The 25,373-nt window shown below is 63.8% G+C and carries 22 protein-coding genes; 15 read left to right on the top strand and 7 right to left on the bottom strand.

Features of this window, described 5'->3' with window-relative positions; genetic code table 11:
- The first annotated feature begins 128 nt into the window (after nucleotides 1-128).
- Entirely contained in the window at nucleotides 129-2,963 is a 2,835-nt protein-coding gene (gene tssH, locus LB552_RS07280) for a type VI secretion system ATPase TssH (RefSeq protein ID WP_224603291.1), read from the top strand.
- 83 nt (nucleotides 2,964-3,046) lie between these two features.
- Here tssH and LB552_RS07285 read toward each other — a convergent pair whose 3' ends face one another.
- The 6 genes from LB552_RS07285 to LB552_RS07310 form a co-directional block, all read right to left on the bottom strand.
- Nucleotides 3,047-3,784, bottom strand: coding sequence for a ribonuclease activity regulator RraA (locus LB552_RS07285; protein WP_224603292.1), 738 nt, complete (start codon nucleotides 3,782-3,784; stop codon nucleotides 3,047-3,049).
- A 24-nt stretch (nucleotides 3,785-3,808) separates the two neighbouring features.
- Nucleotides 3,809-4,972: a mandelate racemase/muconate lactonizing enzyme family protein gene (locus tag LB552_RS07290; RefSeq protein WP_224603293.1), complete on the bottom strand. Its 1,164-nt coding sequence runs from the start codon at nucleotides 4,970-4,972 to the stop codon at nucleotides 3,809-3,811.
- Nucleotides 4,973-5,001: 29 nt separating this feature from the next.
- A complete protein-coding gene (locus LB552_RS07295; RefSeq protein WP_224603295.1) occupies nucleotides 5,002-6,099 on the bottom strand; it encodes an ABC transporter ATP-binding protein in 1,098 nt (365 codons plus the stop codon).
- A gap of 12 nt (nucleotides 6,100-6,111) precedes the next feature.
- Nucleotides 6,112-7,002 (bottom strand): carbohydrate ABC transporter permease, encoded by an 891-nt coding sequence (locus LB552_RS07300; protein ID WP_224523600.1) that lies wholly within the window; start codon nucleotides 7,000-7,002, stop codon nucleotides 6,112-6,114.
- Nucleotides 6,999-7,958 carry a carbohydrate ABC transporter permease gene (locus LB552_RS07305; RefSeq protein ID WP_224603296.1) on the bottom strand — a complete coding sequence of 320 codons (960 nt, stop codon included), beginning with the start codon at nucleotides 7,956-7,958 and terminating at the stop codon, nucleotides 6,999-7,001. The genes LB552_RS07300 and LB552_RS07305 overlap by 4 nt, the downstream gene beginning before the upstream one ends.
- A 77-nt stretch (nucleotides 7,959-8,035) precedes the next feature.
- The gene (locus tag LB552_RS07310) at nucleotides 8,036-9,517 is read right to left on the bottom strand and encodes an ABC transporter substrate-binding protein (protein WP_140844144.1); all 1,482 of its coding nucleotides are present in this window, start codon (nucleotides 9,515-9,517) and stop codon (nucleotides 8,036-8,038) included.
- Nucleotides 9,518-9,736: 219 nt separating this feature from the next.
- Here LB552_RS07310 and LB552_RS07315 point away from each other — a divergent pair, with 219 nt between their 5' ends.
- From LB552_RS07315 to LB552_RS07335, 5 genes are all read left to right on the top strand, one after another.
- A complete protein-coding gene (locus LB552_RS07315) occupies nucleotides 9,737-10,447 on the top strand; it encodes a GntR family transcriptional regulator (protein WP_140844146.1) in 711 nt (236 codons plus the stop codon).
- Nucleotides 10,448-10,495: 48 nt separating this feature from the next.
- Nucleotides 10,496-11,662, top strand: a complete 1,167-nt coding sequence (locus LB552_RS07320; protein ID WP_224603298.1) for a mandelate racemase/muconate lactonizing enzyme family protein — start codon at nucleotides 10,496-10,498, stop codon at nucleotides 11,660-11,662.
- 58 nt (nucleotides 11,663-11,720) lie between these two features.
- Entirely contained in the window at nucleotides 11,721-13,079 is a 1,359-nt protein-coding gene (locus LB552_RS07325) for a mandelate racemase/muconate lactonizing enzyme family protein (RefSeq protein ID WP_224603300.1), read from the top strand.
- A 102-nt stretch (nucleotides 13,080-13,181) separates the two neighbouring features.
- Entirely contained in the window at nucleotides 13,182-13,508 is a 327-nt protein-coding gene (locus tag LB552_RS07330; RefSeq protein ID WP_095766173.1) for an NIPSNAP family protein, read from the top strand.
- A gap of 9 nt (nucleotides 13,509-13,517) precedes the next feature.
- Nucleotides 13,518-14,717, top strand: a complete 1,200-nt coding sequence (locus LB552_RS07335; RefSeq protein ID WP_224603302.1) for a mandelate racemase/muconate lactonizing enzyme family protein — start codon at nucleotides 13,518-13,520, stop codon at nucleotides 14,715-14,717.
- A 426-nt stretch (nucleotides 14,718-15,143) separates the two neighbouring features.
- Here LB552_RS07335 and LB552_RS07340 read toward each other — a convergent pair whose 3' ends face one another.
- On the bottom strand, nucleotides 15,144-16,319 hold the full coding sequence (locus LB552_RS07340) for an acetyl-CoA C-acetyltransferase (protein WP_224603310.1): 1,176 nt from the start codon (nucleotides 16,317-16,319) through the stop codon (nucleotides 15,144-15,146).
- Nucleotides 16,320-16,453: 134 nt separating this feature from the next.
- On the opposite strand from LB552_RS07340, the gene LB552_RS07345 reads away from it, so the two are divergent.
- The 9 genes from LB552_RS07345 (at nucleotide 16,454) to LB552_RS07385 (ending at nucleotide 25,312) form a co-directional block, all read left to right on the top strand.
- Nucleotides 16,454-18,400 carry an acetoacetate--CoA ligase gene (locus LB552_RS07345; protein WP_224603311.1) on the top strand — a complete coding sequence of 649 codons (1,947 nt, stop codon included), beginning with the start codon at nucleotides 16,454-16,456 and terminating at the stop codon, nucleotides 18,398-18,400.
- On the top strand, nucleotides 18,397-19,548 hold the full coding sequence (locus tag LB552_RS07350) for a thiolase family protein (RefSeq protein WP_224603315.1): 1,152 nt from the start codon (nucleotides 18,397-18,399) through the stop codon (nucleotides 19,546-19,548). The genes LB552_RS07345 and LB552_RS07350 overlap by 4 nt, the downstream gene beginning before the upstream one ends.
- Nucleotides 19,548-19,988, top strand: coding sequence for a Zn-ribbon domain-containing OB-fold protein (locus LB552_RS07355; protein ID WP_224603319.1), 441 nt, complete (start codon nucleotides 19,548-19,550; stop codon nucleotides 19,986-19,988). Before LB552_RS07350 ends, LB552_RS07355 begins: the two co-directional genes overlap by 1 nt.
- Nucleotides 19,985-20,437 (top strand): MaoC family dehydratase, encoded by a 453-nt coding sequence (locus tag LB552_RS07360; RefSeq protein ID WP_140844161.1) that lies wholly within the window; start codon nucleotides 19,985-19,987, stop codon nucleotides 20,435-20,437. The genes LB552_RS07355 and LB552_RS07360 overlap by 4 nt, the downstream gene beginning before the upstream one ends.
- Entirely contained in the window at nucleotides 20,434-21,672 is a 1,239-nt protein-coding gene (locus LB552_RS07365) for an MFS transporter (RefSeq protein WP_224603320.1), read from the top strand. Before LB552_RS07360 ends, LB552_RS07365 begins: the two co-directional genes overlap by 4 nt.
- 52 nt (nucleotides 21,673-21,724) lie before the next feature.
- Complete coding sequence (locus tag LB552_RS07370) at nucleotides 21,725-22,579, top strand: GntR family transcriptional regulator (RefSeq protein WP_224603321.1); 855 nt, start codon at nucleotides 21,725-21,727, stop codon at nucleotides 22,577-22,579.
- 198 nt (nucleotides 22,580-22,777) lie between these two features.
- Nucleotides 22,778-23,554, top strand: a complete 777-nt coding sequence (locus LB552_RS07375; protein WP_224603322.1) for an SDR family NAD(P)-dependent oxidoreductase — start codon at nucleotides 22,778-22,780, stop codon at nucleotides 23,552-23,554.
- Nucleotides 23,555-23,581: 27 nt separating this feature from the next.
- Nucleotides 23,582-24,241: an L-fuculose-phosphate aldolase gene (locus LB552_RS07380; protein ID WP_224603323.1), complete on the top strand. Its 660-nt coding sequence runs from the start codon at nucleotides 23,582-23,584 to the stop codon at nucleotides 24,239-24,241.
- Nucleotides 24,242-24,310: 69 nt separating this feature from the next.
- The gene (locus LB552_RS07385; protein ID WP_224603325.1) at nucleotides 24,311-25,312 is read left to right on the top strand and encodes a sugar ABC transporter substrate-binding protein; all 1,002 of its coding nucleotides are present in this window, start codon (nucleotides 24,311-24,313) and stop codon (nucleotides 25,310-25,312) included.
- The last annotated feature ends 61 nt before the right edge of the window (nucleotides 25,313-25,373 follow it).

Consider the following 25,373-nt stretch of genomic DNA (forward strand, 5'->3'; position numbering starts at 1 on the left):
AGTTTGCAAGGCTTGTGTATCCGGGCGGTGCCGCCCGGATAGATTCAAAAACCTTATCCGCCATGCGGCTTTGTCAAGCAGCCGCTTATATGGCAGGGTACGGTCGGCAGGTTGCGGGAGCAGGTTCGATGGAACAGCGCCGGTCATCGCAGAGCTTCAAGCGTAAGGAACTGGTCGCCAAGCTGAACGCCACCGGGGTTCGCGCCTTCAAGGCCGCGGCCGACACGGCCAAGCTGCGCGGCAATCCTTATGTCGAGCTTGTCCATTTCATCCAGCAGTTGGTGCTGTCAGAGCGCTCGGATGTGCAGATGATCATCGCCGACGCCGGACTGGATGCCAGCCGGCTGACGGCCGACATGACCCGAGCCATTGACAAGCTGCCCTACGGCGCCACCTCGGTGGAGGAATTCTCCGACCACATCTTCCACGCCATCCAGGAAGGATGGAACCTTGCGACGCTGGAGTTCGGCGTCGAGGAGGTGCGCAGCGCCCATATCCTGCTTGCCTGCCTGAAGACGGCGGTGCTGGAGGGCCTGGTCTCCAAGATCAGCGCCGAATTCGACAAGATCGACGCCGATGGGGTTATCTCCCGCTTCGCCGATGTCACCGAAGGCTCGCTCGAGGCCGGCTCACCGCCCGCCGAGCACGCTGCCGAGACGCCGATGAAGCGCGGTCCGGGCGGGGATTCGGCGCTGGCGAAATACGCCACCGACCTCACACAGCGCGCCCGCGACGGCAAGATCGACCCTGTCGTCGGCCGTGACCCGGAAATAAGGCAGATCGTCGATATCCTCATGCGCCGTCGGCAAAACAACCCGATCCTGACTGGGGAGGCCGGCGTCGGCAAGACCGCGGTCGTCGAGGGTTTTGCGCTCCGCATCGCCCAGGGCGACGTGCCGCCGACGCTGCAGAATGTCAGCGTGCGCATGCTCGATGTCGGGCTGATGCAGGCCGGCGCCAGCGTCAAGGGCGAGTTCGAGAAGCGGCTGAAGGCGGTCATCGACGAGGTCCAGGCCTCAGAGGTGCCGATCATCCTGTTCATCGACGAGGCGCATACGCTGATCGGCGCTGGCGGCGCGGCCGGGACCGGCGATGCCGCCAATCTCCTGAAACCGGCATTGGCGCGCGGCGAGCTTCGCACCATCGCGGCCACGACCTGGGCTGAGTACAAGCAGCATATCGAGAAGGACCCGGCGCTCACCCGCCGTTTCCAGGTGGTCAAGATCGATGAGCCCTCGGAAGCGGTGGCCGTGCTGATGTTGCGCGGCGTTGCCGGCGTGCTGGAGCAGCACCACAAGGTGCAGGTCCTGGACGAGGCGATCGAGGCCGCGGTCTCGCTCTCGCACCGCTACATCCCGGCCAGGCAATTGCCGGACAAGGCGGTCAGCCTGCTCGACACCGCCTGCGCCCGCGTCGCGGTCTCGCAGCATGCGACGCCGGCCGAGGTCGAGGACATCCTGCGCCGCCGCCAGGCACTCGAGGTCGAGAGCGGCATCATTGGCCGCGAAGCCGCGATCGGCATCGACGTCGCCGACCGGCAGGCCCGTGTCGACGCCGGACTGGCGGAAACCGAGACTGCTTTGGCCGCGGCCCAGGCGCGCTGGGACCGGGAAAAGGCCTTGGTGGCCGAAATACTCGACCTGCGCGCAAAATTGCGCGGCGAGGGCGTGCCGCTCGATGCGGCGGACGATGAGGTCACTGCGGAGGCCGAGAGCGCGGAGGGCGCGGCAAAGGCGCCTGAGCAAACGGCGCCCGAGAGCAAGATCGGCGAGAGCAAGACTGGCGACGGCAAGCCTGCCGAGACCAGGAATGCCGAGGCCACGAACGCCAAGGCTGCGAAGGCCGAAGCGGTGTCCGCCGAGCCGGCAGACGAAGCCGCTGCCAATCTCGCGCGATTGCGCGAGCTGATGGCCGATCTTGCCGCGGCGCAAGGCGAGACACCGCTCATCCTGCCCTCGGTCGACCGCAATGCGGTCGCCGCCGTGGTGCAGGATTGGACCGGCATCCCGACCGGACGCATGCTGTCCAGCCAGACCGAAAAGGCGCTCAGGCTCGCCGCGACCCTGTCCGAGCGCGTCGTCGGCCAGGATCACGCGATGGAGATGATCGCCAGGCGCGTGCAGACCAGCCGCGCCGGCCTCGGCGCGCCGGAAAAACCGGTCGGCGTCTTCCTGCTTTGCGGCCCCTCCGGCGTCGGCAAGACCGAGACCGCGCTGGCGCTTGCCGAGACGCTCTATGGCGGCGAGCAGAACCTGATCTCGATCAACATGTCGGAGTTCCAGGAAGCGCATACGGTCTCTACGCTCAAGGGCGCGCCGCCCGGCTATGTCGGCTACGGCAAGGGCGGCATCCTGACCGAGGCGGTGCGCAGGAAACCCTATTCGGTGATCCTGCTCGACGAGGTCGAGAAGGCGCATCCCGACGTGCACGAGATCTTCTTCCAGGTCTTCGACAAGGGCATGATGGACGACAGCGAAGGCCGCCGCATTGACTTCAAGAACACGCTGATCCTGCTCACCTCGAATGTCGGATCCGACGTTATCATGGATCGCACGAAGAACGGCACGGTGCGGACCGGCATCGACGATCTCGATAACGCGCTGCGCGCCCCGCTGCTGAAGGTCTTCCCGGCCGCCTTCCTAGGCCGCGTCGTCACGATACCCTATTACCCGTTGTCGGATTCCATGATCGAGGCGATCGCCCGTCACCAGTTCGGCAAGATCGCCAAGCGCCTCAAGGATACCAACGATGCCGAGCTGGTGATCGGCGACGGCGTCATGGACCTAGTAAAGGCGCGCTGCACGGAGATCGAATCCGGCGGCCGCATGATCGACGCCATCCTCACCAACACGCTGCTGCCGGAGCTCAGCCGCGGCGTCCTCAACCGCTCGCTCGAGGGCAAGAAGATGGCGAAAGTCATCGTCGGCACGTCGCCGGAAGGATTTACCTACGCGTTCGAATAGGCCTTCATAGCAAGGGGAAGCCGCCTTTGCGCGACCGGATGGTCGATGCCTCGCGCCGCCGGGCTGGGAGCCTGCTTGCCAACTCAAAGGCGTCTTGTCCTGCGCCACTCCTCATACTCTGCGCGGGCATCGTCGTGCAGCGGATAGTAGCGTTGCAACGGAGCGCCCTGCATCAGCTTCTCGCGTGAAAACTCTTCCCAATCGTGGTGTTTCTGAGCCTCCTCGATGACCTTGGCGGCCATTGCGACGGGAACCACCACCGCGCCGTCATCGTCGGCGACGATGATGTCGCCGGGTATCACCGTCACGCCGCCGCAAGCAATCGGGACGTTGACCGCATTGGGATAGATCCTGGTCTGCACATGATAGTTTGGCGTCCAGCCGCGCAGCCATAGCGGCAGATCGAGCTTTTCGACATTGGGCCGGTCGCGCATGCATCCGTCGATGACGATGCCGGCGCCGCCTCGGCCCTTGAAATAGGTGGACATCATATCGCCGAAGACGCCCGAGCTCATGTCGCCGCGGGCGTCGACCACGACCACGTCGCCCTCCTGCGCATGATAGAGCACATGCCGGTGCAGTTGCGTTTCCGGATCGGTATATTCTCCTTCGTCGAATAGGTCCGGCCGTTGCGGCAGGAATTGCAGCGTCAGCGCCGGCCCGACGATCGACTTCCCATGGTTCTGCGCCACCGGGCCGACCATGTGCGGACTGCGGAAGCCCATGTGGCCGAGCGTGCCGGCAACGGTCGCGGCGCCGATCTCTTTCAGCGCATCGATCAGGTCCTTGGGCGGACGCGTAATGTCGGAAATATGCGTCATTGTCGAACTCCGGATGAGTTGGAACTACCAGTTGGTGACAGAACCGTCGCGGCGTTTGAGATGCGGCGCTTCCCAGAAGCGGAAACTCTGCGCCTTGATCGCCTCCTCGTTGACCTCGACGCCGAGCCCCGGCAGATCGCTCACCGGGTAATCTGGGCCGTCCAACCGCGGCTGCACGGGGAAGAAGTCGGAATTGTCGAAGCCCAGCTTCCTTTCGGGCGCCCTGGTTTCGAGCCAGGCGAAGTTGGGCACGGCGGCGGCCAAATGCACGGTCGTGGCGGTGCACACCGGACCGAGCGGATTGTGCGGCATCAAGTCCACATAATGCGCCTCGCTCCAGCCGGCGACCTTCATCGCCTCGGTGAGCCCGCCGACATTGCAGACATCGAGCCGGTTGAACTGATGAATGCCGCGCTCGATATAGGGCAGGAACTGCCACTTGCTGGCAAATTCCTCGCCGATGGCAAAGGGGATGTCGGTCATCCTGCGCAGGGACTCGTAGGCCTCTGGCGTCTCGTCGCGTATCGGCTCCTCGAGGAAATCGAGCACGCCGCGGCCGAGCTTGTTGCAGAAGCTCGCCGCCTCCGCCACCGACAGCCGATGATGGTAGTCGATGCCGAGCACCACATCCTCGCCCAGCGCCTCACGCGCCTTGTTCAGCATGCTCGCCGTAGCGCCGATTGACTCGCGCGGCTCGAAGATGTCCTTGCTGTTCTGGCCGGAGGGAAAGAAGCGGATTGCCTGCCATCCCTGCGCGCGCAATTCATGGGCGCGTTCGATGGCAGCATCGCCCTCGGCCTCGTCTCCGGTCGAGGCGAAGGTGGGGATGCGGTCGCGCTGCTTGCCGCCAAGCAGGTCGTAGACCGGCACTCCCAGCGCCTTGCCCTTGATGTCGTGAAGGGCGATGTCGATGGCGGAAATCGCCGCCTGCAGAACCCGCCCGCCCTCGAAATACTGGCTGCGATAAAGCTCCTGCCAGATCCGGCCGATCTGCATGGCGTCGCGGCCGACGAGGAACTCGCGATAATGCACGACGGCGCCGGCCACGGCCTTCTCGCGGCCGCTCAAGCCGCTCTCGCCCCAGCCGAAGATGTCCTGGTCGGTCTCGACCTTGACAAGCATCTGGTTGCGCGTTCCCACCCACACTGGGTAGGGCTTGATCGCGGTGATCTTAAGTTTCGTCGTCATTCGCGCCACGTCCACACGCGTTCGCCGCGTCAATCGGCCCTGAGGGCCATTTCGGTTTCGCTGTCGAACAGATGCATGCGCTCCTGGTCGAACTCGAGCCAGATCCGCTCGTCGGGCGCGACGGCAATGCTCGGCGGCACGCTGACATTGACGATGGCGCCGGACAGGAACGCCTGAACGAAAGTCACGTCTCCGGTCGGCTCCACCGTGTAGGCCTTGGCCGGAACGCCGCCCGGCACCGCACTCTTGTGCAGCTTGATCGTCGAATGTCGCGCGCCGAGCACGACTTTCCGGGTCGTTGCTGTCGCGACTTTCCGGGCATTGGGCGGCGACAGCTCAAGGCTCCAGCCCTCCGCGCTGGTCAACACCGTGCCGCCGTTCGCCGTCGATGCCTCGAGCGGAATAAGGCTCATCGCCGGACTGCCCACGAAGCTCGCGACGAACATGTTCACGGGATGCGCGAAAACCTGCGCCGGCGAATCATATTGCTGCAGGTAGCCGCCGTTCATCACCGCCATCCTGTCCGCCATGGTGACGGCCTCCAGCTGGTCGTGCGTCACATAGATGATCGTCGCCTTCAGGTCCTGGTGGAACCGCTTGATCTCGGACCGCATCTGCACGCGCAGCTTCGCATCGAGATTGGAGAGCGGCTCGTCCATCAGGAACACCGCCGGATCTCTAACGAGGGCGCGGCCCAGGGCCACGCGCTGCTGCTGACCACCTGAAAGTTCGCGCGGCTTGCGCTCGAGCAACTGCGTCATATCGAGCACGCGCGCCGCTTCCCTGACCTTCTTGTCGATCTCGTCCTTGGGCAGCCTGCGCATCTGCAGCGGGAAGGCCAGGTTCTTGTAGACCGATTTCTGCGGGTAGAGCGCATAGTTCTGGAACACCATCGCGATGTCCCGGTCCTTGGGATCTAGGTGGTTGACCACGCGGTCGCCGATGATGATATCGCCCGATGTTACCGAGGTCAGACCCGCCACGAGATTGAGCGTGGTTGTCTTGCCGCAGCCTGAAGGGCCGACGAGAGCGACGAACTCGCCGTCATTGACCGTCAGCGAGACGTCGTTGACAGCTTTGAAGCCGCCATAGGTCTTGACGAGATCTTTGAGGACCACGTGGGCCATCGGCAGCGACTCCTAGTGCTTGACCGCGCCTTCCGTCAGGGCGCGTACGAAGTATCGTTGCAGGACGAGAAACAGCACGACGACGGGCACGCTCATCATGAAGCTTGCCGCCATCAGGCCCGGAAAGTCCGTCGTATTTTCCGAGAAGAAGCGCTGGATGCCGACCGGCAGGGTCAACTGCTCGTTCTTGGAGAGGAAGGTGTAGGCGTAGATGTACTCGTTCCAGGCGCCGATGAAGGAATAGATCGCGGTGGCGATGATCCCCGGTGTCGAGAGCGGCATCACGATCAGGATGAAGGCCTGGAACCGTGTAGCGCCGTCGATGCGCGCCGCTTGCTCGAGCTGCACCGGGATGTTGTCGTAAAAGCCCTTGAGCAGCCAGATCGCCAGCGGCAGGCCGAAGGTCAGGTAGGTGAGGATGAGCGAACCATGCGTGTTCACCAGCCCGAGCGCACGCATTAGGATGAACAGCGGCACGAGAAAGATCACCGCCGGGAACATGTTTCGGAGCAGCACAGCGAAGAACAGGAAGTTCCGGCCCGGGAAGGTAAAGCGCGAAAACGCGTAAGCCGCGGGAACCGCCACGATCACCGAAAGGATGGTCGTGGCAGTGGAAACGTAAAGGCTGTTCCAGAAGAAGCGCAGAAAATCCTGGCCGACGCTGTTCTGCGGATCGAGCAGCTTTTGGTAGCTGGCAAGGGTAGGCTGATCCGGCCACCATTGCGGCGGAAATTGCATCGCCGCGAAGCCGGACTTGATCGAGGTCAGCAGCATCCAGATCATCGGCAAGGCGGTGTAAAGCAGCATGAACACCAGGAATATGCGGCCGCCCCACCGCCATCCGTCGATTCGCATGCGGCGACGGGCCTGGTTTCGAGGGACTGTCTCGGCAATCGTGCTCATGCGCTCCCGTCCTTCCGCTCGTTGCCGCTCAGCGCACGGACATAGAAATAGCCGAGTGTCATCAGGATGAAGAACAGCAGCACCGAATAGGCCGACGCCACGCCCCAGCGCTGCCGGCCGAAGGCAAGCTCATAAATGTGGGTGATCCAGATATGCGACGCGTTGGACGGCCCGCCGCCGGTCATGATCCATGGGATGATGAAGGAGTTGAAGTTGGCTACCGCGAGCAGCAGGATCGTCACCGTCGAGACGTTTCTCAAATGCGGGAAGGTGACGTGCCAGAAGCGCTGCCATGCATTGGCCCCGTCGACCGTCGCCGCGCGCAGCAACTGGTCGGGAACCGTCTGCAGGCCGGCCATCATCATGATCATGGCAAACGGAAACTCGCGCCAGATATTGACGACGATCAGGGAGGGCAGCACCGTGCTGACATTGTCGATGAAATTCGGCGGCCCTCCGGCCAATCCGAGGCCAACCAGAACCGCGCCGATGACCCCGAAATCCGAATGGTAGATCCACTTCCAGATATACGAAGCGGCGACCGCACTGATGACCCAGGGAATGATCAGGATGGCGCGCAGGATACCGCGGCCGACAAAGTCGCGGTGGAGCGCGAGCGCGGCGCAAAAGCCCAGGACGAAGGAAATGAAAGTGGAGGCCGCTGTCCAGATGAGCGTGTTCCAGGTGACTTTCCAGAACACCTCGCTTGTGAGGATGGCCGTGTAGTTGTTGATGCCGACGAAGATCTTGTCGCGGAGCTGCAGGCCGGGCGGGGTGTTGAAGAAGGACAGCTCCATTGTGTAGTAGATCGGATAGGCGATGACGATGAGCATCACGGCGATCGCGGGAAGCACATACGCGTAGTCGGCGCGATGCTCCCAGATACTGCGGAGCAAGCCGGACCCGGCGGGTTGCAATCTGCGGCGAGCCTCGGCCTTGCCGGTCGCGATCGTCACTGTAGCGCGCCCTTGTTCTTGGGGAAGGATCGGCTGCGCTCACGGCGCAGCCGATCGGATCGTCGGTCAGGCCCGGATTAGAGCCCGCCTCCCATCAGGTCTTTCACCTTCTTGGCCGCGTCCTCCGCCGCCTGATCGACGGTCATCGCTCCGGTCAGGGCATTCTGCAGCATGTCCGGGATGATGATGTTCATGATTTCGGGCGACTGCGGCAGCGCCGGGAACGGGATGCCGTATGGCAGCATCGAGGTCGTGACGTCGAGGAACTTGATGTTGTCCAGACGTTCCTTCATCCATTTGGTCTTGAAGCCGTTGAGGTTGCCCGGGTTCGAGCCGGCATAGGCCATCTTCAGCGACCATTCCGGGCTCGTCCACATACAGATGATGGCCTTTGCGGCCGGCTCGTCCACCTTGCCCCCCTCGACATATTCGGGCTTCAGGATGTGGATGTTCGAGCCGCCGAACACGACGGCGCGCTTGCCGTCGGGGCCGGTCGGAATGAGGCCATAGCGCATGTTGTCGATGACGGTCTGTGCCTTGTCCTTGTCGGTGCCCGTCGCCTTCTTCTGCAGATCGAGCATGACGTTGTAGTCGGACGGATGCGAGATCATCATGCCGAGCTGGCCGGCGAGAAACAGGGGCTGGTTGTCGGCTTGCTGGTTGGTGAGCGCCGAGACCGGAACCGATTTGTCGCGAACATACATGTCGTAGGAGGCCTGCAGCGCCGCCTTGCTCTGCGGGCTGTCGAGCTCGATCTGCTTGTAGGTTGGGTTGGGGGTAGCCTCGTCGAAGACGCCGCCGCCATAGGCCCACAACTGCGGCATGAAGCGATAAGGCGTGTTGCCGGCATTCTTGCGCGCCACCAGGCCGTAGCCGGCAATGCCGAGCTTGTCGTGGATCTGCTTGGAATATTTGACGACGTCGTCCCAGGTGGCCGGGGGCTTGTTCGGATCGAGGCCCGCGCGCTTGAAGATGTCGGCGTTCCAGATGAACGCCATCGTCTCGTTGTTGGTCGGAATTCCGTAGGTCACGCCGTCCCAGGTGACGGCCTTCATGGCGCCGGGCCAGAAGTCCTCGGTCGAATACCCCACATCCTCGGGCTTGAGCGGCTGCAGATAGCCCTTCGAGGCGAACTCGGTGCCGCCCAGGATTTGCAGGCGGACCGCCATTGGCGCCGCGTTGCCGAGCAGCGCCGTGCGGAACTTGTCGAGAAGGTCGTTGTAGGTGAGGGCTTGTTCCTCGAGCTGGATGTTCGGATAGGTCTTGCGGAAGGTTGCGAAGAAATCCTTGTAGTACTGGCGCAAAAGGTCCGGGTCGCCCTCGAACACGCCCTGGTACCAGAAGGTCAGTCGGCCCTTGTAGTCGAGCGGGGTGACCTTGGCGCAATCGCCCGCAGTGTCAAAATCCTGCGTGCCCGCAATGGAGCGCACATATTCCGGCGACCACTTGCTCAGGTCGACCGGCGGCGCGCCCAGCGCCGGCGCGGCCATCAACGATGCCATTAACGCAGTGGAGACAGTGCCGCGCAGGACGGCACCGCCGAGCGTAATCCTCGTCATAGGTATCCTCCAGGTTTCTCTCCCGTGCCGCTCTGCGTCGAGGCAAGCGGTCGTTGCTCGTTCGATCGCGGGATATTTGCCAGTTCTAATGTATCCCTTCGACGACTTTGTACGTTTTCAGATCACAGATTATCTGTCAACGCGAAGAATCGTACATTGTTTTATCGAAACCGAGCGTGATATAGGGCGGAGGGTGTATTCACTTGGGGGAGATAGGCCTTGGCCGAGACAAGCGATTTCAAAGCGGAGCCACCTGCGGGAATTGACCCCATCGGGGCTTCCAGCGAGGGCGCCTCGCTTTATGAACTGATCAGGGATGACATCATCGAAGGACGGCTGGCCGCCAACGAACGGCTTGTGGTCGCCGATCTCGCCCGGCGTCACGGCACCTCGACCAACCCGGTGCGCGAGGCCCTGCAATTGTTGCGCGGAGAGGGCTTTGTCATCTTCAGTCCCAATCGCGGGGCACGCGTGCGACCCATAGATCAGGACTTTGTCCGGGATATCTACGAGATCGGCGTCCTGATCGAACCCGCCCTGACGCGATGGTTCGTGAACATGGCCACCGACGAGGACATCGCCGAGCTCGAACGTCTCCAGAACCTGATCGAGGAGAACAATTTTGCCGACACGTTCAGGCACAGCGAGCTCGATACCGCCTTCCACACCGTGATGTACCAGCGGCATTATAACCGCCATGCGGCCGAGCTCTGGTGGAAGCATCGCGAGGTGCTGAGGGCGGTCAGCCGGCGGTTCAATTTCACGCTTGCCAGGCGCGCCGCGATCATCCGCGAGCACCGCGAGCTCATCGCGCTGGTAAAATCGGGAGAGGCCGAGAAGGCGGCCGAACTCATTGCCCGCCATGTCGAGGGCTCCGGCCGGCATGTCCTCGAACACATGCGCGCGCGAAGCGCCGCCCGGGCAGGGTAGCCGATCCGCAACACCGTCAGCCTGGCCGTTTCAGAGAGGATAGTCCAGATGAAAATCACCAGCATTCGGCCATGGCTGATCAAGTCCGATGCTTCTTACTGGGGAGAGTTCCTGTTCGTCGAAGTGACGACCGACGAGGGGGTGAGTGGCTGGGGCGAGATCACCACCACGACAAAGCTCGCCAACCGCGCGCTCTGCACGATCCTGCGGCAGATCGGCGCCGCCGTGACAGGCGAGGATCCGGCGCGTATCGAGTATCTCTGGCACAAGATTTTCCGCAGCTTCACCTATATGGGCAGCCGCGGCGCCGCCGTCGAATGCGTCAGCGCCATCGACATCGCCCTCTGGGATATCCGTGGCAAAGTCCTCGGCAAGCCGATCTACGAACTGCTGGGCGGACCGGTGCGCGACGAAATCGCGCTTTATACCCATCCCAACCAGGCCAAATTCACCAGCAAGGAAGCCGTGATCCGCGAAATTCGCGACATCGTCGAGTCCGGTCACACCGGCCTCAAATTCGATCCTTTTCCCCATCAGGGCCCCAGCGTCGATGGCGTAGCCCGCGAAAGGCGGGACGGTTATCTCGACGGCAGCATGACCCGCAAGGACGAGCGCGAGGCCGCCGAACTGACGGCCCTGATCCGCGAAACGGCAGGCCCCGATGTGGACATCCTCATCGATGCGCATGGCCGCTTCGATGTTCCGACCGCCATTCGCCTCTGCCGCAGCCTCGAAGAGGCGGGCCAGATCGACTGGTTCGAGGAGCCCTGTCCGCCCGAGAGCCTCAATGCCCTCAAACAGGTGCGCGACAAGGTCAGCGCCGCCATCTCGTGGGGCGAGCGCGGCCACACGAAGTGGGATTTCGTGCCGGTGCTCGAGGGCAAGCTCGCCGACTACATCATGCCGGACGTCACCTGGACCGGCGGCGTCACCGAGCTCAAGAAGATTTCCGCCCTGTGCGAAGCCTATTACGTGCCCGTCTCGCCGCATGACGCTGCCGGACCGATCAACGTGGTCGCGGGAGCGCAGGTGATGATGACCGTTCCCAACTTCTATAAGCTCGAAACCTCGGAGTGGGACCTCTCCAAATACGACCACCTCATCGACAAGCCGCTCGATGTTTCGAACGGCAGCCTCAAGCTGACGTCGAAGCCCGGTCTCGGTGTTGAGATGAATCGCGACTACCTGCAGGCCCACGAGATCGAGTTGGGCTAGCAACGACCTGTGCGAGCCAGGCGAGGGGCATAACCATCGACGAGAACGAGGATAAGTCATGCCGAAGACGGATGCAGCCGACGAGGCTCTCAATCGGGTCAACACCAATTCCAGACCGTCCGAGCTTCGCATCACCGACATGCGGGTGGCCGAGATCGTCGGCGCGCCGTTCACCTCGGCGCTGCTCAAGATCTACACCAACCAGGGCATCGTCGGGCTTGGCGAGGTGCGCGACGGCGCCAGCGCCACTTATGCGCTGATGCTGAAGAGCCGGCTGCTCGGCGAGAATCCCTGCGATGTCGACCGGCTATTCCGCCGCATCAAGCAGTTCGGCGGGCACGGGCGGCAGGGTGGCGGCGTGTCGGCGGTCGAGATCGCGCTCTGGGATCTCGCCGGCAAGGCCTATGGCGTGCCGATCTACCAGATGCTGGGCGGCAAGTTCCGCGATCACGTGCGCGTCTATTGCGATACCGACGCGGAGAAGCCGAGCGGCACCGAAACCGGCAAGCGCCTCAAGGCACGCATGGATCGCGGGTTCACCTTCCTCAAGATGGATCTCGGCTTGATGCAGATCGCCCACATTCCGGGTGCTGTGACATCGCCCGCCGGCGCGCTCGAAGGGTTTCACGCCAATCCGCGCGGCCGCGGCGGCACGATCGAGGAGCGCAAGGCCCGCAATCTCGCCTATGACGTGCAGAACGTGCGGCACCCGTTCACCGGTCTGCATTTCACCGAGAAGGGCATCGACCTTCTCGAGCGGTACATCCACGAGGTTCGCGAGGTCATCGGCTACGAGATCCCTTTGGCCATCGACCATGTCGGCCACATCTCTCTGCAGGACGGCATCCGCCTGTCGCGCCGCATCGAGAAGTACGTCCCGGCCTGGCTCGAGGACGTCATTCCCTGGCAGTACACCGAGCAATACCGGCAGCTGCAGCAAGCGACCTCGGTGCCGATCTGCACCGGCGAGGACATCTACCTCAAGGAGGCCTTCGACCCTCTGCTGAGAAGCGGCGGCCTTTCCGTCGTCCATCCGGACCTGCTCACCAGTGGCGGTATCCTCGAGACCAAGAAGATCGGCGACATGGCGCAGGACCACGGCGTCGCCATGGCGATCCACATGGCCGAAAGCCCGATCGCCGCGATGGCCGCGGCGCATGTCGCGACTGCGACCGAAAACTTCATGGCGCTCGAATATCATTCCGCCGATGTCGACTGGTGGGACGATATCGTCACCGGCCTGCCCAAACCGCTGGTGAAGGACGGCTTCATCACTGTTCCGGACAGACCGGGCCTGGGGATCGACGACGTCGTCGACGAAGTGATCGCGCAGCATCTGCAGCCCGGTGTCACGGGGATATGGCAATCCACCGAGCATTGGGACAATGAATATAGCTGGGACCGGACCTGGAGCTAGCCAGACCGCCCGCCCTCATTCCCCCAGGTTCACAGGACCAACGACCGACCATTCGCGTCGACTTCTCCCAAGGGAGAGGTGAAGAAGGAAACTGACGAAACCATGATCTACGAACTGCGTATCTATGACTGCCTGCCGGGCAGGCTGCCGGCTTTGCTCAAGCGCTTTTCCGACCAAACGCTGGCCATCTGGGAGAGGCATGGCATCCGCCAGGCCGGGTTTTTCACCACGGCGATCGGCGAAAACAGCAATCGCCTCACCTATTTCCTCGCCTGGGAATCGCTGGCCGAGCGTGAGGCGAAATGGGCGGCTTTCGTCACCGATCCGGCATGGCACAGGGCCCGGGACGAGTCTGAGCGCGACGGGCAGATCATTGCCAATATCAGCAGCCAGCTGCTCACGCCGACAGCTTTCTCGTCTGTGAACTAGGACTTCGCCATGAAGATCACCGACCTGCGTTGCGCCGTCATCGGTCAGCACCCCATCGTGCGCATCGTGACGGACGAAGGCCTCTACGGCCTTGGCGAAGTCGAGTTCACCAAGACCTACCTCAAGCCCTTTGTGCTGCATTTCCGCGAAGCGCTGATCGGCGAGGACCCGACCGATGTCGAGCGGGTGATGCTGAAGATCCGCCAGCGCGGCTCCTTCAAGCCCTATGGCGCGGCGGTGAGCGCCATTGAGCATGCGTTGTGGGACATTGCCGGCAAGGCCGCCGGCGTTCCGGTCTATAAGCTGCTTGGCGGCAAGGTGCGCGACAAGGTGCGCGTCTACAACGGCTCGATCCGCCGCAAGCGCACCGGCGACCGGCCGGAGGACTACGCCGCCGACGTCAAATGGATGATGGAGCAGCCGCAGAACTTCTTCATGATCAAGCAGGGCATCTCGTTCCACTCCAACATGAAGGACACCATCGAGGGCTTCCATTACGGCGTGACGCAGAAGAAGGCCGGCTATCACGGCGCCATGGATCAGGGCGTGATCAGCGAGCGCGGCTTCAACCATATGCTCGACTGCGTGATCGCGATGAAGGAAGTGCTGGGCGACAAGGTGAGCCTGGCGCTCGACTGCGGCCCGGGCTGGATGTTGCCGGACGCGATCAGATTCGCCCGCGCGGTCGAGAAGAACAATTTGATGTGGCTGGAGGACATGCTGACCGGCGATTATGTGCCGTGGGTCAATCCGCAGGCCTATCGCGAGCTGACCACGTCCACCTCGACGCCGATCCATACCGGCGAGCAGATCTACCTGCGGCATAATTTCAAGGAGCTGATCGAGACGCAAGCGGTGCGCGTCATCGGCCCCGACCCGGCCGATATAGGCGGCATCGCCGAGCTCAAATGGGTGGCCGAGCACGCCTACATGCATTCCATCCTGATGGCGCCGCACGGCACCGCCAACGGCCTGCTCGGTCTTGGCGCGCTGATCAATGTCTGCGCCACCTTGCCCGCCAACTACATCGCCTTCGAATATCCGAGCGCCTCCGATCCCTGGTGGGAAGACATCGTCATCGGCCTGCCGTCGCAGATCGTGAAGGACAGCATGGTGGACCTGCTCGAAGCGCCGGGGCTGGGGCTCGATATCGATGCCGAGGCGGCCAGGAAATATCTCAGGGAAGAGGATGCGGGTTTCTTCGACTGAGCGTAGAAGCTTCGGCGAGAGGGACTATCGGGAGAAGAGGGGATGGTGCCAGAGGCGGAATCCAAGTCAGAGAAATCTGGCTGTCGTTTCAAATGGTTAAGACTCGCGCAAAAGCAGTGCTAACCAACAAAAAATACCAACAAAATATTTCTGTGGATTGGTTTGGTTCCCGAATATTACTCGCAGGTCCCAACTCGACGCAGCTGGACTGCTGCCGGTCGCCATTAAGGCAGTCCGACTTTGTCAAGCGCATGGCGCAAGTTGACCGAAGTGACCTCCTGCTGACAAAGTCTTGAACGTCTGCTTCGCGCCTAATGTCGGCCGTAGTCTTGAGCTCTTTCGTTGACCCAAAGCTGTCGTTCGCCAGATGCTGGCCAAGCCCGATTGCCCAATTCCTCAGGCAACTAACTGCTCAGAGTTTCAGGCTCACCGCTCCAGGCAGATCGCCACGCCCTGGCCGCCGCCGATGCAGAGCGAGGCGAGGCCCTTCCGCGCGTCGCGGCGGATCATTTCGTGGAGCAGCGTCACCACGATGCGGCAGCCGGAGCCGGCCAGCGGATGGCCAAGCGCGATGGCGCCGCCGCTCATGTTGATGATGTCCTCGTTCCAGCCCATCTCGCGGTTGACCGCGATGGCTTGCGCGGCGAACGCTTCGTTGACCTCCATCACGTCGAGATCGGACGCGTGCCATCCGGCCTTGTCGAGCGCGCGGCGCGAGGCCGCCACCGGTCCGAGGCCCATGTCCATAGGCTCGACCCCGGCTGAAGCGTAGGAGGCGATGCGGGCTAGGGGCGTCAGGCCGAGTTTCTTCATCCGCGCCTCCGACATCACCAGCACCGCCGCCGCCCCGTCGTTGAGACCTGACGAGTTGCCGGCCGTGATCGTGCCAGCCGCATCGAAGACCGGCCTCAGCCGGCCGAGGACTTCCATGGTGGTGGAGGGATTGGGATGTTCGTCACGGTCGATGACGAGATCGCCCTGCCTTGTCCTTATCGAGATCGGGACGATCTCTTCGTCGAACCGGCCAGTCTGGATGGCGGCGTCCGCCTTCTCCTGTGAGCGCAGCGCGAACCTGTCCTGTTCCTCGCGGGTGATCTGGTAACGCTGCGCCAGCGCCTCGGCCGTTACGCCCATATGCACCTGATGGAAGGCATCCCACAGCCCGTCGGTGATCATCGAATCCTTGAGGGTACGGTCGCCCATGCGGATGCCGCCGCGCATATCGGAAATGAAGTGCGGTGCCGAGGTCATCGAGTCCTGTCCGCCGGCGATCACGCAATCGGCGTCGCCGCAGCGAATGGCCTGGGCGGCGAGATGGATCGACTTCTGGCCGGCGCCGCACACTTTGTTGACGGTCATGGCGGGGATACTGACCGGAAGGCCAGCCTTGAGCGCGGCCTGCCGCGCCGGGTTCTGCCCGGCGCCGCCGGTCAGCACCTGGCCCATGATCACCTCGCTGACGGCATCGGGCGCGAGCTGAGTATCGGCAAGCATTGCCTGGATAAGCTGCCCGCCCAGCTCCGCCGCGGACAGGCTGGCGAACGCGCCGTTCAGCTTGCCGATGGGCGTGCGCTTGGCGGCAACGACATAAACCGCATCCATTTCCGATCCTCCGCACGCGCGACCCACACAGGCGGGATCGCCGCTTGACATTCTGGTTATAACCAATAATCATGAAATGCATCGGCAGGCAAGGTCGCGGCATCGAGCCCGGCCTGCGTTGCGGGAGGAAATCCATGTCATCCGTGCTTTGGACGCCGGCGCCGGCCGCGTTCCAATCATCCAACCTTGCGCGCTTTTCGACCGCCAACGGCTTCGACCCGCGCGACTACGATACGCTGCATCGCTGGTCGATCGGCGATCCCGGGGCCTTCTGGCGGGCGGTGTGGGATTTCGCCGAGGTCGTCGGCGATCCAGGCGCGATCTCCTTCCTGCGCGACGACAATGCGCCGATGACCGGGAGCCGCTTCCTGCCGGAAGCAAAGCTTAATCTTGCGGAAAACCTGTTGCGTGGCGACGGCGAGAGGGTCGCGGTGATCGAGGCCGACGAGGGCGGCCATTTCCAGGCGATCACGCTCGCTGAATTGCGCCGGCTTGTAGCTCGAACGGCCGACGGCCTGCGCGCGGCCGGTATCGGCAAGGGCGATTGTGTCGGCGGTATCTTGCCCAATAGGGTCGAAGGGCTCGTGGCGCTTTTGGCGACGCTCTCCATCGGCGCCGTCTGGTCGTCCTGTTCGCCGGATTTCGGCGCCACCGCGATCGTCGACCGCCTCGGCCAGATCGGCGTCAAGGCGCTGTTCGCCGCGCTCCGCTACCGCTATGCGGGCAAGGAGCACGACATTTCCGGCAGGCTGGGCGAGATCGTCGCCGCGATGCCGACAGTGACGATGCTGGTGCTGACCGGCGAAGCGGCCGCCAAGCCGGATTGCGCGGCGGCTAGCGTTGCGTTTGACAAATTCGGCGGCGAAAGGCCACTCACCTTCGAACGCGTGCCGTTCGACCATCCTGCCTATGTGCTTTACACCTCCGGCACGACAGGCGCACCGAAGGCGATCGTCCATCGGGCCGGCGGCGTGCTGCTCCAGCATCTGAAGGAGCACCTGCTGCACGGCGATGTTCGCCCCGGCGACGTCATGAGTTGGTACACCAACACCGCCTGGATGATGTATCACTGGCTGATCTCCGGCCTTCCCTGCGGTGCGACAGTGGTTCTCTATGACGGCGCGCCGATCCTGAAATCGGCCGATGGCCTCGACCCCAGTCCGCTATGGACGATGGCCGAGCGTGCCCGCGTCACGCATTTCGGCACCAGCCCGAAATATCTGGCGACGCTTGCCGCCGAAAATTACGCGCCCGGGCGCCTGCACGACCTTTCGCCGCTGCGCTCGCTGCTGTCGGCCGGCGCGCCCGTCTCGCCCGGGCAATTCGACTGGGTCTACGAGCATGTGAAGCGCGACATGATCTTTGCCTCCATTTCCGGCGGCACCGAGATCATCGGCTGCTTCCTGCTGGGATCGCCGATCCATCCTGTGCGGCGCGGCGAGCTGACGGTGAAAGGCCTTGGCCTCGCCGTGGCCGTCATGGACGAGCGCAACGCGCCGGTGATCGGCCGCCAGGGCGATCTCGTCTGCACCGAGCCCTTCCCGTCGATGCCGCTGACCTTCTGGGGCAAGGACGGCGACGAGCGTTATCACGCCACCTATTTCGCCACGCGCCACGAGATCTGGACGCATGGCGACGTGGCTGAGATGACCGCTTACGGCTCCGGCGTCATCCACGGCCGCTCGGACACGACGCTGAAGCCCGGCGGCGTGCGCATCGGCACGGCGGAAATCTATGCCGCCTGCGAAAACTTTGCCGAGATCGAGGATTGCCTGGTCTTTGGCGCGCCGGCCGAAGGCGACGAGGAGATCGTGCTCTGCGTCAAGCTCAATGATGGCTATGCGTTGACCCCAGAGCTTGCCGCGCAAATCCGCGGCGCGATTCGCGAAGGGGCCTCGCCGCGCCATGTGCCGCATCGGATCCATGCGGTGCAGGCCGTGCCCTATACGCTGAACGGAAAACGCGTCGAGGGCGCCGCCCGCACCACGCTCGAGGGCAAGCCGGTCAAGAACATGGCTTCGCTCGCCAATCCGGCATGCCTAGAGGAATACCGCACGCTCGACCGGAGCAAGGCGGCATGAGCCGGCCGAAGGGAGCGATCGTCGGCATCGGCGAGTTGAAGCCGCAGCGCCTGACCAGCGGCGTGACGACGCTGGAGATGATCGCCGAGGTCTCGCGCCTGGCGGTGCTCGACGCCGGGCTCGATCCGGCGGCAATTGACGGGCTGCTGGTCGGTCCCCAGGTCGGCGAGACGCCGCAGCATGTGCCGGCGACGATTGCCGAATATCTGGGTCTCGCGCCGACCATGGCCAATGTCGTGGACCTCGGCGGCGCATCCGGCGCCGGCATGGTCTGGCGCGCGGCCGCCGCGATCGAGGCAGGCATGTGCGAGACGGTGCTGTGCGTGCTCGCCAACAACCGCGAGGAGACGCCGCCTCGTTCTCCCAACCGCAATCCGATCCGCGAGTTCGACGTGCCTTTCGGCGCCTCGGGCGCCAACATCTCCTATGCGCTGCTGATGCAGGCGCATATGGCCGCATACGGCTCGACCGCGCGGGACTTCGCCCTGATCGCCGCGGCCGCGCGCGCCAATGCGCAGCTCAATCCCGACGCCATCTTCTTCGGCAAGCCGGCCGATGTGGAGGCGGTGCTGGCCTCGCCGATAATCGCTTCGCCGCTGCACCTCCTCGAAATCGTCATGCCGGTCGCCGGCGGCGAAGCGGTCGTCGTCACCTCGGTCGAACGCGCGCGGTCGTTGCGAAAGCCGCCTGTCCATCTGCTCGGCGCCGGCGAGAAAGTCACGCACCGCGCGGTCAGCCAGGCGCCGAGTCTTACCTCCGGTCCGTTGAAGAGCGCCATGGCGCGGGCCTTCCAACAGTCCGGCACGCGGGCCGATGAGATGGACCTTCTGTCGCTCTATGATTGCTATATGATCATGGTCGCGGCCACGATCGAGGATGCCGGCCTTTGCGCGCCGGGCCAGTTCGGCGCATGGCTCCACGACCACGACCTTTCCCACAAGGGCGACAAGCCGCTCAACACGCATGGCGGCCAGCTCGGCTTCGGCCAGCCGGACCTTGCCGGCGGTATGACTCATGTCGTCGAGGCGGTGCGCCAATTGCGCGGCGAGGCGGGCGAACGCCAGATCGGCAAGGCCCGGCTCGCGCTGGTCACCGGCAATGGCGCGACGATGAGCGAAGCGACAGCGCTCGTGCTGGGAGCCGCCTGATGTCCGTCGATCTCGACACGCTGAAAACCCCTGGCCCGACGATCACCGCGCTGACCAAGCCATTCTGGGATGCCGCCGCCGAAGGCCGTCTGAAAATCCAGCACTGCGAGGAGTGCGGCAAGGCCGTCTTCTATCCGCGCCCGATCTGCCCGCACTGCTGGAGCAAGCGTCTGGTCTGGAAAGACGCATCGGGCAGAGGGCGGCTCAAGTCCTTTTCGGAGGTGCACAAGCCCGGCCATGCCGGCTGGCTGCCTGTGGCACCTTATGTGGTCGGCCTTATCGAATTGGTCGAAGGCCCGACGATGCTGAGTTTCATCCTGGCCGGCACACGGCCGCTACAGATCGGGGACATGCTTCGGCTTGCGCCGACAGCCATCGGCGGTCGCGTCCTGCCGGCCTTCAAACCAGTCGAACCCGGAGCAGAGGAGAAGCCGCAATGAGCACCGAGACGAAAGACGGTTGGGTGGGTGTCGTGAAGGGTCGCCCGCAGGTCGGGGCCTTCGCCGAGCGCACGCGCCGCACAAGGATGAGCGACATCGAGGCCTTCACCGACATCACCGGCGATCGTAACCCGCTGCATTACGACCGAACGCTGGCCGAGAAGTCGGTGTTCGGCAAGCTGATTGTCCAGGGCGGCGTCACCTCCGGTATCCTAAACGCGCTGGTCGCGGAGGATCTGCCTGGCCCCGGAACCGTGTTCCTCGAAGTGGCCTGGAAGTTCGTCAAGGCGGTCGGCGTTGACGAGGAGATCACCGGACGCGTGGAGGTCAAGGAAGTGCGGTCCGATAAGCCTATCTGCAAGATCGAGACCAGCGTGCGCAACGGCCAGGGCGAGCTTTGCCTCACCGGCACAGCCACGGTCTTCACCGTACCGCTGCAAGGCGCATGAGCACGGCCGGCGGGCTTGGCACGGCGGCCGACAGCGAGCGCTGGCGCGTGCTGTCGCTGCTTTGCCTCGCAGTCGTCCTGTCGCTGACCACCTGGTTCTCGGCGACCGCGATCCTTCCTGAACTGAGGCAGGAGCTGGCGTTGCGCGCGGGCGCCGAGGCCTGGCTGACCAATGGCGTCCAGGTTGGCTTCGTTCTAGGCGCGCTGGCGGCGAGTCTGGTCAATCTTCCCGACCTCGTACGGCTGAGTCATCTGATGGCGGCGGCGGCGCTCGTCGCCGCTTTGGCCAACGCGACGCTGCTCTTCCATCCCGGGCCTGGCGGCATGATCGCCGCGCGCGTCGCCACCGGTGTTGCGCTCGCAGGCGTCTATCCGCCGGCGCTGAAGCTGGTCGCCACCTGGTTCGCGCGCGACAGGGGACTGGCGCTCGGCGCCGTCATCGGCGCGCTGACTGTCGGATCGGCGCTGCCGCATCTTTTCCGCGCTGTCTCGACCGCGCTCGACTGGCGTCCGGTGGTTGCCGGGGCAAGCTTGGCCACTGCGGCGGGCGCGCTGCTCTTCCTGCTGTTCGCGAAGGAAGGACCCTATCCCTTCGGCAAGGCTATCTTCGAGCCCTCGCGCATCGGCCAGGTCTTTCGCGAAAAGCCGCTGCTGTTAGTCAATCTCGGCTATCTCGGCCATATGTGGGAGCTGTACGCCATGTGGGCGTGGCTGCTCGTCTACACGCGCGCCGCCTTCGAAGCACAGGCGATCGGAACGGCGGCCGCTGCCTCGCTCTCGACCTTCCTCGTCGTCGCGTCCGGCATTCTGGGGTGTTTGCTCGGAGGCTATCTGTCGGACCGCGTCGGCCGCACCGCCACCACCGCCGGCATGATGATCGTCTCGGGAAGCTGCGCGCTGCTGATGGGCTTTCTGTTCACCGGCCCGCTCTGGCTGTTCATGCTGGTGGCCCTCGTCTGGGGCGTCTCGGTCATCGGCGATTCGGCGCAGTTCTCCACCGCCGTCACCGAGCTCGCCGACCGCCGCTTCGTCGGAACCGCTCTGTCGGTGCAAATGGGCGCGGGCTTCGCGCTGACGGTGCTCGCCATCTGGCTGACGCCGCGCTTCGCCGAATTCATCGGGGGTTGGCGCTGGGCCTTCCTGCTCCTGGTTCCCGGACCGCTTCTGGGGGCGGCCGCCATGCTATGGTTGCGAAACTTGCCGGAGAGCGTGAAAATGGCCGGCGGCCTCCGCTAGCGAGGCGCTGCCGCTTATCTGAGTCGCGGCAAATGAATTGCGGCAGGATCGGATGGAACAAGCTACCAGAACGCGCGGGCGTCCTCGTTACGATCAGGAAGACGCCGAGGCGGCCGAGGCCTTCCGCTCGATCGGCTCGAAAGTGCAGCTCAACCGCGACGAGGCCGCACCGCTCTGGGTGCAGTTGCGCAACCAGGTCGAGGAAGCGATCAACACCGGCCTGCTTGCCGCCAATTCACGCATTCCCTCGGAACAGGCGCTTTGCGATTTCTTCGGCGTCTCGCGCCCTGTGGTGCGCGCCGCGATCGGCTCGCTGTCCAACGAAGGCCGCATCATCAAGATGCCGCGCAAGGGCATGTTCGTCGCGGCACCCCGCGAGCATGTCGACTTCATGACCGCCAATCTCGGTGTCTTCGACGATTTGACCGCCAAGGGCCACAAGGTCTCGACCCGCACGCTGGAGATCTACCGCTGCCCGCCGAGCGACAAGGAGTCGAAGGTCTTCGGCATTCCCGCCAATGGCAGCGTGGTCCGCATCAGCCGCGTCTATATGACCGACGGCACGCCGATCACCATGACGCGCATCAGCCTGCCGGGGCACCGGGTGCCGGGTCTGGAGAACATCCTGTCGGAAAACCAGTCCATCTTCGGCACTATCCGCGCCGTGTTCGGCCTGACGGTGAAGCGCGCCGACCGCTGGCTGCGCGCCGCGCTCCCCACCAAGGAAGAGGCCGACGAAATGGGCGTCGCCGCCAACACGCCGCTGATCGAGATCGAGTCAATCGCCTATGACGCGGACGGTGCCGCGCTCGAATATTACGAGGCCTTTTATAATTCCTCCGTCGCCCGCATCCATATGGCGGTCGAGCAGCCGTCAACAACGGTGAACGGCGTCGATCGCACCTGACTTGCCAGTCACCAAAAAAGAATCTGTTTTCTGGTTATAACCAGATTGACGGTTGGAAAAAGCTTCTGTAACGTCCCTGTCATGGGGTCGGGAGCCTGACCCCGGAGGCATTATCAGGATCGGCTGGCTTGCGGCGCTGCTTCGGCGGCGAGGGCAGTGTTTTGCCTGCGCTCAAGTTCGTCCTGATGGAGGACGTGCATGGATTACCGGTCGCAATTCGACCTGACAGGCGAGGTCGCCGTCGTCACCGGCGGCGCCAGCGGGATCGGTCTCGAGGCCGCCAGGGCGCTGGGGACTTGCGGCGCGCGTATCGTGCTTCTCGACATGAATGCGGACGGGCTGAAAGCTGCTGCCGAGGTGCTCAAGGCGGTTGGCGTCGCGAGCGTCGATGGCCGCGTGCTCGACGTCACGGATACGCAAGCCGTGGAGGCGATGGCCGCTCAGATCGTCGCGGACTTCGGCAAGGTCGATGTCCTGGTCAACAGCGCCGGCATCGCGCGCCTCAACACCGCGCTCGACACGCCGGACGAGGAATGGCGCCTGGTGATGGATGTCAACGTCAACGGCGTCTACTGGGCCTCGTGCGCCTTCGGCCGCTCGATGGTCGCCCGCAAGAAGGGCTCGATCGTCAATCTGGGCTCGATGTCGGGCCTGATCATCAACCGTCCGCAGACGGCGCCATCCTACATGGTGAGCAAGGGCGCCGTGCATATGATGACCAAGGCGCTCGCGGTCGAATGGGCAAAGTCAGGCGTGCGCGTCAACGCGCTGGCGCCGGGCTATGTCGGCACCGAGATGACGCTGAAGATGCGCGAGCGTCCCGAACTCTTCAACACCTGGATCGACATGACGCCGATGGGCCGGCTGGGCACGCCGCAGGAGATCGCCTCGGCGATCCTGTTCCTGGCGTCGCCGGCGTCGAGCTACGTGACGGGCGCGATCCTGTCGATCGATGGCGGCTACACGGCCTGGTAATTGGCCTCGCAAGGATTGGAATACCGCATGATCGTTTCGGACCTCGAGGCGCGCCGGGCCATCATAGATGCCTGCATCGAGATGAACGCGCTGGGCATCAACCAGGGCACGTCAGGCAACATCAGCCGGCGCCATGGCGAGGGCATGCTGATCTCGCCGACCAGCACGCCTTATGACACGCTGCAGCCGGAAGACATCGTCCTCATGGGCTGGGACGGCGAGGTCGACGGACGCCTGCCGCCGTCCAGCGAATGGCGCTTCCATCTCGACATCATGAAGGCCAGGCCCGAGGTCAACGCCGTCGTTCACGCGCATCCGACCTACTGCACGACCATCGCCATCATGGGCCGGAAGATACCGGCGATCCATTACATGGTCGCGGTCGCCGGCGGCAGCGACATACGCTGCGCCCCCTACGCCACCTTCGGCACGGCGGAGCTTTCAGCGCATGCGGTGGAGGCGCTGCGCGACCGCAAGGCCTGCCTGCTTGCCCAGCACGGCATGATCGCCGTCGGATCGAGCCTCGCCCAGGCGATGTGGCTGGCGGTCGAGGTCGAGACGCTGGCGCGCCAGTATCACGGCGCCCTGCAGATCGGCGAGCCGCCGATCCTGTCCGACGAGGAGATCGAAAACGTCATCAAGCGCATGGCGAGCTACGGCCTGCGCGACAATGACGCCGCTGCTTGAGGGGCAGCAATTTCACGGTTCGCATATCCTCCGGGAAGGCCCGGAGCGATCAACAAGGGAGGAATGAAAATGACCAGATCCATGAAAGGCCTCGTCAAGGCGCTCGCTTTTGGGTTAGCGGTGGCTTGCAGCGTTGCCGCCGTCTCCGGCGCGAGTGCCGAGGAGCTGTCGCTCAAGGGCAAGCGCATCGGTGTCTCCGCCATCGGCACGGACCACTATTGGGACCTGATGGCGTTCCGCGGCATCCAGGACCGCGTCAAGGAACTCGGCGGTGAAGTCATCGCGCTCGATGCCGGCCGCAAGGACCAGCAGCAGATCGCGCAGCTGCAGACGCTGATCGCCCAGAAGCCCGACGCCATCATCGAGCAGCTCGGCAACCTCGAAGTGCTGAACCCCTGGTTACAGAAGATCCGCGACGCCGGCATTCCGCTGTTCACGGTCGACACCGCGACGCCGCACGCCATCAACAACACCACGTCGAACAACTACAATATCGGCGCCGAGATCGCGCTGCAGATGGTCGCCGACATGGGCGGCAAGGGCAATGTGCTGGTCTTCAACGGCTTCTACAGCGTGCCAGTCTGCAAGATCCGCTACGACCAGCTGAAATATGTGCTGACCTCGTTCCCGGATGTGAAGATCGTCGAGCCGGAATTGCGCGACGTCATCCCGAACACGGTGCAGAGCGCCTATTCCAATGTCACCGACATGCTGACCAAGTCGCCCGAGAAGGGCTCGATCGGCGCGGTTTGGGCGTGCTGGGACGTGCCGCAGATCGGTGCCACGCAGGCGGTCGAGGCCGCCGGCCGCAACGAGGTCAAGACCTACGGCATCGACGGCAGCCCGGAAGTCATCAAGATGGTGATGGATCCGAAGTCGTCGGCCGGCGCCGTCGCGGCGCAGCAGCCCTACGAGATCGGCAAGACCTCGGTCGATAATGCAGCGAAATATCTGGCCGGCGAGAAAGTGCCGCCCTTCACTTTCGTTCCTTCGGTGCTGATCAACAAGGAAAATGCCGCCGAAAAAGGAAAGCCGTTCCTCGACGCCGCCGAGAAGGCTGGCGTTAAATAGGACGGAACGAAACGACGGGCGGCCGCGCCTATGCGGCTGCCCGTCCCATCTAACCAGGATT

It is taken from the genome of Mesorhizobium sp. CA7 (assembly GCF_020165015.1).
Lineage (GTDB): Bacteria > Pseudomonadota > Alphaproteobacteria > Rhizobiales > Rhizobiaceae > Mesorhizobium.

Excerpts from the sequence above, each read along its gene's own strand:
- tssH (WP_224603291.1), top strand. The coding sequence starts at position 129 with ATGGAACAGCGCCGGTCATCGCAGAGCTTCAAGCGTAAGGAACTGGTC.
- LB552_RS07285 (WP_224603292.1), bottom strand. The coding sequence starts at position 3,784 with ATGACGCATATTTCCGACATTACGCGTCCGCCCAAGGACCTGATCGAT.
- LB552_RS07290 (WP_224603293.1), bottom strand. The coding sequence starts at position 4,972 with ATGACGACGAAACTTAAGATCACCGCGATCAAGCCCTACCCAGTGTGG.
- LB552_RS07295 (WP_224603295.1), bottom strand. The coding sequence starts at position 6,099 with ATGGCCCACGTGGTCCTCAAAGATCTCGTCAAGACCTATGGCGGCTTC.
- LB552_RS07300 (WP_224523600.1), bottom strand. The coding sequence starts at position 7,002 with ATGAGCACGATTGCCGAGACAGTCCCTCGAAACCAGGCCCGTCGCCGC.
- LB552_RS07310 (WP_140844144.1), bottom strand. The coding sequence starts at position 9,517 with ATGACGAGGATTACGCTCGGCGGTGCCGTCCTGCGCGGCACTGTCTCC.
- LB552_RS07320 (WP_224603298.1), top strand. The coding sequence starts at position 10,496 with ATGAAAATCACCAGCATTCGGCCATGGCTGATCAAGTCCGATGCTTCT.
- LB552_RS07325 (WP_224603300.1), top strand. The coding sequence starts at position 11,721 with ATGCCGAAGACGGATGCAGCCGACGAGGCTCTCAATCGGGTCAACACC.
- LB552_RS07330 (WP_095766173.1), top strand. The coding sequence starts at position 13,182 with ATGATCTACGAACTGCGTATCTATGACTGCCTGCCGGGCAGGCTGCCG.
- LB552_RS07335 (WP_224603302.1), top strand. The coding sequence starts at position 13,518 with ATGAAGATCACCGACCTGCGTTGCGCCGTCATCGGTCAGCACCCCATC.
- LB552_RS07340 (WP_224603310.1), bottom strand. The coding sequence starts at position 16,319 with ATGGATGCGGTTTATGTCGTTGCCGCCAAGCGCACGCCCATCGGCAAG.
- LB552_RS07345 (WP_224603311.1), top strand. The coding sequence starts at position 16,454 with ATGTCATCCGTGCTTTGGACGCCGGCGCCGGCCGCGTTCCAATCATCC.
- LB552_RS07350 (WP_224603315.1), top strand. The coding sequence starts at position 18,397 with ATGAGCCGGCCGAAGGGAGCGATCGTCGGCATCGGCGAGTTGAAGCCG.
- LB552_RS07355 (WP_224603319.1), top strand. The coding sequence starts at position 19,548 with ATGTCCGTCGATCTCGACACGCTGAAAACCCCTGGCCCGACGATCACC.
- LB552_RS07360 (WP_140844161.1), top strand. The coding sequence starts at position 19,985 with ATGAGCACCGAGACGAAAGACGGTTGGGTGGGTGTCGTGAAGGGTCGC.
- LB552_RS07365 (WP_224603320.1), top strand. The coding sequence starts at position 20,434 with ATGAGCACGGCCGGCGGGCTTGGCACGGCGGCCGACAGCGAGCGCTGG.
- LB552_RS07370 (WP_224603321.1), top strand. The coding sequence starts at position 21,725 with ATGGAACAAGCTACCAGAACGCGCGGGCGTCCTCGTTACGATCAGGAA.
- LB552_RS07375 (WP_224603322.1), top strand. The coding sequence starts at position 22,778 with ATGGATTACCGGTCGCAATTCGACCTGACAGGCGAGGTCGCCGTCGTC.
- LB552_RS07380 (WP_224603323.1), top strand. The coding sequence starts at position 23,582 with ATGATCGTTTCGGACCTCGAGGCGCGCCGGGCCATCATAGATGCCTGC.
- LB552_RS07385 (WP_224603325.1), top strand. The coding sequence starts at position 24,311 with ATGACCAGATCCATGAAAGGCCTCGTCAAGGCGCTCGCTTTTGGGTTA.